Source organism: Subdoligranulum sp. APC924/74 (assembly GCF_003324125.1).
Classification (GTDB): domain Bacteria; phylum Bacillota; class Clostridia; order Oscillospirales; family Ruminococcaceae; genus Gemmiger; species Gemmiger qucibialis.
In genome coordinates this window covers 1-7,781 of record NZ_PSQF01000107.1, presented here as the reverse complement: position 1 = coordinate 7,781, position 7,781 = coordinate 1, and the positions used below count along the sequence as shown (strand labels likewise).

The following is a 7,781-nucleotide window of genomic DNA, read 5'->3' as shown; positions in this document are numbered from 1 at the left end:
CAGACTGTTTTTATAATTTTTGTCGCTGTACAATTAAAGTTTGGAACGTGGGATACATAATCGCTTTCTTGCCATAAAACATATGATAGCGGGTCTGGTCATAGTGCCCCACATTGTAGGCATGGCCCGTCTGCGCAGCATACCAAACTTCCTCCAGCTCACGCAGACTTTGAGGCGCGCGAGCATTGACCGCCAGCAGAAAGTTCTGATCTACCGTCTGGCACCAGCGCATCCGAGCAGGTGCAATGCCGATGGAACCAATCAGCAGCTGCTCATGGCTGGCCATGATATTGGTCAGGTTCAGCAGGCTCCTGGCAGTATGCCCTGTCCCATCAACATGAACATGCACCCCGCACTGATGCGCTGGGTCGCTCCTTGCGCCTGCTGCACGCAGGTTGCGGATGATCTGCTGCAGCAAAGGCATCTGCTCCCAGGTAAGAACCGGGCTGACCAGTTCCGTGCGTTCCCATGCATTGCGAGCCTGGATGGAGCTATCCGATTCGATTTTCCAGACATTGTGGCGAGTCGGGTCGCTGACAGGGTAAATTCTTCGCTCATCCAGGTGCATGCCGGGAAGCGAATAATTCCAGGATACCCCGGTCAGCTCCGTCAGGGTAGTGGCCACAATCTGGGCAGCTTTCGAGCGAGAGATATTGTACATCTCGACCTCTACGCCGAACTTCTGATTCAGGATTTCGTTCATTTTTTCGTTTACCTCCGTCATTTTTTCTTGGATCGTGTGTATGTTAGCTCTGGTTGCCTGACTTTGCAAGACGCTAAACTGCACAAGGTGTACACGAAATCCTTGTGTAATTTAGTACGGTTGAACCATAGCAGTACCGTGGTATAATACCGATTAGGAGGTGAGACAATGCCACTGACCGAAAAACAAAAGAAATGGCGCAATGACTGGGAAAAAGCAAACCGCTGTGTTCTGGGCTGCAAGGTCCACCGAGACTATGCCGCCCACGCCAAACAGGTGGTTGCCGAAAACGGTGACACCGTAAGCGGAGTGCTGAAAAAAGCCATGGACGCCTACCTGGAAGAGCACGGAAAACCATTCACTAAATGACCAAAGCCCCTGGAAGTTTTTGAGCTTCCGGGGGCTTTGGTTTTTGGTTGCCATGGTTGACGCGGTTGACGCACACGGTTGACGCGTAAATCACGAGTTATCGTTCTAATATACCCTTGTCAACTAATGTCAACCAAATATTACTATAAAATATAAATAATAAATAAATAAGGGATACGCCCACGTATACCCACGCGTAAGGGTCTTATAGGAAATCGGTTGCCATGGTTGACACGGTTGACGCACAGCATGGAAAAAAGTTGTCACATTTTCCTCCGGAAACCATGGTACGATAATCTCAAGATCGCTGACGCCGAGCGGAATCGGGCGGGTTGGGCGTCGTCGTGGCAGGACGGAAAACATGCCGTAGCCCAAAGGGAGGAACCTATGAAACGTGAAGATCTGAGAGCAATCGAGGGCTTGAGCGAAGCCCAGGTAGACGCCGTCATGACATTGGCAGGCAGGGACAGCGCAGCCGCACACAGCCGCGAGGAGGCCCTCCAGCAGCAGCTGAACGCCGCCCAGCAGGGCCTGGCCGCATTCGGTACGCAGAAACCGTCTGACCTGGCATCCGCACTCCAGCAGGTCCAGCAGCTGCAGACCCAGCTTGATGAGCAGGCCGCAGATTACCGCTTCCGCGATTTTGCCCGGAACGCTGCGCAGGATGCGGGGGCGATCGATGCGGATGATGTAATCAACCTGCTGTCTCAGGACACGGCACTGCGCGGCAGCTCCAATCTGGATGCTGACATCCGCGCAGCCGTGGACAAGCTGAAAACTCAGACCAAGCCGCACTGGTTCGCCAAGGCTCCCGAAGAACCGCAGGACGACGGGCAGACTTCCCGCAAGGTTGTCGTGCCCAAACCTAACAACACCAAGGCTGCATCTGGCAGCGACCCCACAACCAAAGAGTTTGCAATGATGGACTACATGGCACGCATGGAACTCAAAGCCAAGAACCCCGCGCTCTTTGCCGATTTGTGGGCCAAGAGCCGAGCAGCTGCACACACCATTTACTGAGGAGGATAACCTATGCCTACTGGCACTTTTGGCGGCTTCCCGTTTGACCCGGAAGTCTATGGCTCATTTGTGGACCAGGAACCCGTGTTCACCGACAGCATCATCGCTTCCGGTATCCTGGCATCCGACACCAACATGACCACCTTGCTGGATAACGGCGGCACGGTGGGCACCACTCGTTTCTACAACCCGCTGGATCCGGACACCGACGCACCTCTGGTCCGCAACGGTACCACCAACAACACCCCCGTCGAGATCTCCGGCGGCAAGCAGTCCTTCATCCGTATGGATCGCATGAAAGCCTGGAAGGCCAACCAGCTGGTACGCGAACTGACCGCTGCTAACCCCATTCAGGCTGTAGCCCGTCACACCGCCCAGTACTGGCGTGTGTACCGCCAGGGCCTGCTGGTCAAGACCGCAGACGCCGTCTTGCAGCTGGGCGGCCTGGCATCCCACGTCATGACTGCCACCGGTGGCGTAACTTCTGGCCTGCTGATTGACGGCCAGCAGGCAGCGCTGGGCGAGTTTGCCCGCAAGTTTGGCTTGTTCGTCATGCACTCCAAGATTTTTGCTGAGTACCAGAAAATGGGCCTGGTGGGCTACAACAAGTACACCATTACCAACGTGCTCCAGCGCGAAGTGGAACTGCCGACCATCAACGGCTTGATCGTCATCGTGAATGACCGTGGCACCAGCCATGTGATCGAAGAGGGTGCCTCCGAGCCTAAGAAGAAAGTTACTATCTACGATTGCTACCTGTTCGGTCAGGGCTGCTTCCTGGAGGCCACCCCTGCCGTCACCACCCCGGATTACACCGACTACAACCCGGAGCTGGGCGGCGGTACCGACATTCTGTACAACACCCGCAGCTGGATTCTGCACCCGAACGGCGTGTCTTTCCTGGCCGATAACATCTCCGGGGAGACCCCGACCGACGCTGAATTCACTGCCAAGGCCAACTGGGCGCTGCGCTTCGAGCACCAGAACGTGCGTATCGGCAAGATCGAAATCCGCGCCGACAAGCTGGGCGCTTAACAGACAGGAGAAGCACCATGGTGGACAGCTGGCTGACTTATGCAGACTATTGCGCTTACGGATACGCAGACATTGCAGAATCCGACTTTCCGCGCGCAGCAGCGCAGGCTACGCTGCAGATCATGGAAGCCACGCACTGGCGGGCAGCCATTGCGGCAGACACCGTAAGCATCAAGTACCTGCTGGACTGCGAAGCACTGCTGATCAGCGAGGCCACCAAGCAGGCGCAGGTAGAAGAAAGCTCCGGCAGTGGGGCCGTTACCAGCTCCAGCAATGATGGCTACAGTGAAAGCTACGCCGCCGCTTCGGACACCCGCAAGGAATACGTTACCCGATGCGCGCAGATTATCCGGCAGACTCTCGGTGCTCCGGGCGCCAACTGGATGCTCCTTGCCGGTGCAGTCTACCATCCCCGCGCGAGACGCTGACTTTTGGAGGTACACACATGCCCTTGCTTGCAGATAAGTCTGTGCTTTTGTCCTGCTTGTTTTGCAATAACGAAACGGACGAGGAGACAGAGGTCACTACCCTGTTATCGGGGGTAAGCGTACATGCCAAGACTATTGCAGCGGCAAATGCGGATGGTCTGAGCGCCGCCTCGGTGATGCAGATTCGCATCTTTTGCAGACACAGCACGTCGGCCCGCCCAGAGGCCCCAGAATCGGGCGTTGTCGTTGACGACACGTTCATCACCCCTGCACAGTGGAGCACCCAGGAAAGCGTGCCTGCCGCCCCAGCGTGGACGCTGCGCCCTGGCGACCACATCACCTACGCGGGCACCCAGCTGACCGTGCTGGCTGTCCACGACAACCGCGGCCAGAGGCGCAATCCGCACTGGTATGTAGAGGCGCACTGATGCACGTTGATTTTGACGTCGAGATCGATCTCTCCGGGCTGGATCTGGAAATTCAGCGCCGGCTGGGGCCAATGAGCCCGGCACAAAAGTTTGTAGACTCCTCTTTCATCCGGGTGACGGACCCCTATGTACCATTCCGCACCGGTGCCGCAAAGGACAGCGCCATCACAAACAGCGTTATCGGTTCCGGCAAGATTGTGTATGCAACGCCATACATTCGGCCCATCTGGTCCCACCCGGAATGGAACTTCAACGGTGCCCCTATGCGCGGGGCTTACTGGGCGCAGCGCAGCTGGGCTGACCACGGGGACGAAATCATCCGGGGTGCCGCACAGATCGCAGGAGGACACGCGGAATGAACGCACTCGACGCCACCAGAGCGTGGCTGCGGGCACAGTGCCCGCTGATTGATAAGACCGACCGGTTCAATGCCAACTACCTGGGCAGCCAGGCCACGGAATACACCCTTTGCACGGCGGGTGAAACCCACCGGGAGGATATTCTGGGCATTGACCACGTCACCTACAAGCTCACATTTGTGGCGCAGCTCCCCTATGGTGCCACCCTTAAGGGCAACATTGCTGCGGCGGATTTTTTCGCTAACCTGGCCAACTGGCTCCGGGGTGCAGAGCGTGCGCACAATTATCCACAGATTGCTGGTTATGAAGTGGAAAAAATCGAAGCCAGCAACGCTGGTATTTTAACTAGTGCTGATGCCAACGCAGCACGATACCAGATCCAAATCACGATCCATACGAAGGAGTTGGAAGCATGAAACTGGAACGCAAATACATGGCCCACTACCTGAACGCCCACTTTGCTAAGGACAGCGAGGGCGAGGCCAGCTACGTTCGCCTGGGCGCGGACCTTGAGGAGTACAGTCCTGAGCTCTCTGCCAACGTGGAGAAGAAGAACAACATCCTGGGTCAGACCTCTATCACCATTGACAGCTACCAGAAACAGGGCGAGGTAAGCCCCTACTACGCCGAAAAGGGCGATCCCCTGTTTGAAAAGCTGCAGGCCATCATCGACGGCGACCTGGTGCTGGATGACCTGAAAACCGACATCGTGGAGGTCAAGCTCTGGGAAAGTGGGACGTCCGGTACCTTCCCTGCTGTACGTGAGGAATGCTACGTCGAGGTATCCAGCTATGGCGGCGATACCACTGGCTACCAGATCCCCTTTAATGTGCATTATACCGGCGTAAAAACCAAGGGTACGTTCAACACTTCGACCAAGGCTTTCACTCCCGCGGAGTGATAAGTCCAAAGGAGGCGCAGCATGGAACTGAAAATTGACAGAGGCTTGAAGAGCTACGAGGTGACTGATGCAGACGGTACACCGTTGGGGACGATTTATATCAATCCCGCCGATGTAGGTATCGTGGCACGACTGGAAGAGGCGGGCAACGCAATCCAGAAATTGGCCGATGGCCTGACTGACGACGCGCAGATCTCCGACGTTGTGGACGCCGACCAGGCCATCAAGGCGCAGGTGGACTACATCTTCGGCAGCAAAGCTTCTGACGTATTCTTCAAAGGCATCTCGGCGCTGGCCCTGCTGCCTGATGGCACAATGGTCTTCGAAAAAGTCCTGCAGGCGATTGTCCCCATTATCCAGGACGCAGTAGGAGACGCCGTCAAGGCCTGCCAGAAACGCGTGCAGACGCGTACTGCCGCCTACGCTGATAAGACCAAGGGCCTCGCCCCTGGCCAGAAGGCGTGAGCGCGTGGGAACTTCCCACCACCGTAGACGTGTGCGGGCAGACGTTCGCAATCCGCTCTGATTTCAGGGCTGTGCTCGATGCCCTGGCCGCACTGGCAGATCCCGAACTATCCCAGCAGGAGCAGTACCTCGCCTGCCTCGAAATCATGTACCCAGACTGGCAAGCGCTGCCCGACGCCAATGCGGCGCTCCGGGCGGCGTTTACTTTTATCAGCGCGGGCCAGGAAAACTCCTCCGCAAAGCATCTCCCCCGCTTGGTGGACTGGGAACAGGATGCGGGGATGATCGCACCAGCCGTGGATAAGGTGCTCGGATACAGCTGCCGGAGATGCGAGTATCTGCACTGGTGGGAATTTTTAGGCGCTTTTCAGGGCATTGGTGATGGGCTATTTGCCCAAGTGGTGAACATTCGGAACAAGCGCGCAAAGGGAAAAAAGCTGGAGAAATCCGAGTTGGAATTTGCCAGAGAAAACGAAAAATTGATAAAACTCCGAACGCCAGAAAGCGCAGAGGACAAAGCCGAGAAACAAAGATTGCTCGCACTTTTAGGGGGGTGAAGCCGTGGCCGAGAATAAGATCGTCATCGACGCTCGAATCAATAAAAAGGGGGCCGAGGCCGACCTTAAATCGCTGGAAGCCAGCGTAAAGAGCACAGCATCTCAAATCAAAGACCTGGGTAAGCAGATAGCCACCGCCCAGAGCGGACGCAGTAAGCTCCAAGAACAGCTGGAGGGCGCTCGGCAGAAAGCCGCAGAGACCGCAGCTGAGCTTGACAAGGTAAATCGTCAGATTGATGCCGCTGAACAGGCACACCTGCAAAGCATCAAAAGTGATTACCCCAGTATGAACGATGCAGGGGTACGGAAAGTCTTGAAGGCTCGTATGCAGGGTGAGACGAAGCTGATGAAGCAGCAAAGTGAACTCCTCGCCTCGTTAAGCAAACAAGAATCCATTCTGGATGAAACTGCCACCGCTTATCAAGCACAGGACGGCGCTGTCCAGGCGTTGCAGCAGCGACATGATGCCTTAACAGCGCAGCTGGAGCAAGAAAATCAGGCGGTGAAACGCCAGAAAGACCTGATCCAGCACATTTCCGGGGACGACGAGATGCAAGCCTACTTCAATAAGCAGGCAGCCGCCATCGAATCATCCTTTGCTAAGATCGAGGAGCGCCAGCGCAAGCTCTACGGAGACACCGAGGAGACAGCCACACAGCACGCAGAACGCATTGTAGCTGAAACCAAGAAAGCGCTCGCAGCGCAAGACAAAGACAGCTCGCAGCACCCCGCATCGGCCTCACAGAGTACGTCTGCAAAAAATCCCGGCGCGGGGTTACTCGATAAAGCGGTCGGCGGCGCACAGAGAAGAGCGGAAAAACTGGGTAGCACGCTCTCTGGCATGCTCAGCAATGCTCTTCGTTCGGTTGGCAGCATTGGTACGAAAGCTTTCGGTGCAATTCAGCGCGCCGTGCAGAGCGTGCGTAACCGGCTGACACGGAGCACGAAGGTCCTCGCCCGATTCCGCAACCGCCTGATGAGCCTTGTATCGGGCGCCCTGATATTCAATCTCGTCAGTGCGGGGCTGCGCAAGATGACCAACTACATGGGCGCTGCCCTGCTTTCCAGCACGTCCCTGCGGCAGGCCCTTGGCAACCTGCAAGGTGCTGCGGCTACTGCTGCTGCACCGTTAATTCAAGTTCTGGCCCCTGCTCTGACTACGCTGGCCAACGCAGCGGCAACCGTATTTGCCTACCTTGCAAAGCTGGTGGCGTTCCTGACCGGCAAGACGGTATCCTCCGCCAAGGCCGCGGCCAAGGGCATGAGTGGAATCTCGAAAGCCGCGAAAGAAGCCGCCCAGAGCCTGGCCGGGTTTGATGAAATCGAACGGTTAGATAAGAAGGACAGCTCCTCCGGCGGTTCGGGCGCCAGCAGTATCACTCCCAATTATAACTTTGACGCAAAAAGCCCGTTCCTGGATTCCGTGCTGGCTGCCATCCAGGCAGGCGAATGGAACCAGGTCGGGCAGCTTTTCGCCCAAAAGCTGAATGAAGCCATGGCGGCGATCCCCTGGCCG

12 protein-coding genes are annotated in these 7,781 nt (G+C 56.5%); 11 read left to right on the top strand and 1 reads right to left on the bottom strand.

Translation table 11 applies throughout. The features are described from left to right. Positions 1–10: 10 nt before the first annotated feature. Entirely contained in the window at positions 11–703 is a 693-nt protein-coding gene (locus tag C4885_RS14415) for an amidoligase family protein (RefSeq protein WP_158538917.1), read from the bottom strand. 168 nt (positions 704–871) lie between these two features. Here C4885_RS14415 and C4885_RS14410 point away from each other — a divergent pair, with 168 nt between their 5' ends. The 11 genes from C4885_RS14410 to C4885_RS14360 all read left to right on the top strand — a co-directional run. Continuing rightward, positions 872–1,072 (top strand): hypothetical protein, encoded by a 201-nt coding sequence (locus C4885_RS14410; RefSeq protein WP_114000999.1) that lies wholly within the window; start codon positions 872–874, stop codon positions 1,070–1,072. Between the two features lie 387 nt (positions 1,073–1,459). Then, positions 1,460–2,092: a hypothetical protein gene (locus C4885_RS14405; protein ID WP_114000998.1), complete on the top strand. Its 633-nt coding sequence runs from the start codon at positions 1,460–1,462 to the stop codon at positions 2,090–2,092. A 12-nt stretch (positions 2,093–2,104) separates the two neighbouring features. Then, entirely contained in the window at positions 2,105–3,127 is a 1,023-nt protein-coding gene (locus C4885_RS14400; RefSeq protein ID WP_114000997.1) for a hypothetical protein, read from the top strand. Between the two features lie 17 nt (positions 3,128–3,144). Next, a complete protein-coding gene (locus C4885_RS14395; protein ID WP_114000996.1) occupies positions 3,145–3,555 on the top strand; it encodes a hypothetical protein in 411 nt (136 codons plus the stop codon). 17 nt (positions 3,556–3,572) lie between these two features. Next, entirely contained in the window at positions 3,573–3,983 is a 411-nt protein-coding gene (locus C4885_RS14390; RefSeq protein ID WP_114000995.1) for a hypothetical protein, read from the top strand. Further along, the gene (locus C4885_RS14385) at positions 3,983–4,342 is read left to right on the top strand and encodes a minor capsid protein (protein ID WP_114000994.1); all 360 of its coding nucleotides are present in this window, start codon (positions 3,983–3,985) and stop codon (positions 4,340–4,342) included. Before C4885_RS14390 ends, C4885_RS14385 begins: the two co-directional genes overlap by 1 nt. Then, positions 4,339–4,758 (top strand): hypothetical protein, encoded by a 420-nt coding sequence (locus tag C4885_RS14380; protein WP_114000993.1) that lies wholly within the window; start codon positions 4,339–4,341, stop codon positions 4,756–4,758. The genes C4885_RS14385 and C4885_RS14380 overlap by 4 nt, the downstream gene beginning before the upstream one ends. After that, positions 4,755–5,243 carry a hypothetical protein gene (locus C4885_RS14375; protein WP_114000992.1) on the top strand — a complete coding sequence of 163 codons (489 nt, stop codon included), beginning with the start codon at positions 4,755–4,757 and terminating at the stop codon, positions 5,241–5,243. Before C4885_RS14380 ends, C4885_RS14375 begins: the two co-directional genes overlap by 4 nt. A 21-nt stretch (positions 5,244–5,264) precedes the next feature. Beyond that, positions 5,265–5,708 (top strand): hypothetical protein, encoded by a 444-nt coding sequence (locus C4885_RS14370; protein ID WP_114000991.1) that lies wholly within the window; start codon positions 5,265–5,267, stop codon positions 5,706–5,708. After that, positions 5,705–6,265 carry a Gp15 family bacteriophage protein gene (locus tag C4885_RS14365; protein WP_114000990.1) on the top strand — a complete coding sequence of 187 codons (561 nt, stop codon included), beginning with the start codon at positions 5,705–5,707 and terminating at the stop codon, positions 6,263–6,265. The genes C4885_RS14370 and C4885_RS14365 overlap by 4 nt, the downstream gene beginning before the upstream one ends. 4 nt (positions 6,266–6,269) lie before the next feature. Next, the coding region (locus C4885_RS14360) for a hypothetical protein (protein ID WP_147237851.1) at positions 6,270–7,781 on the top strand (1,512 nt) is incomplete at its 3' end.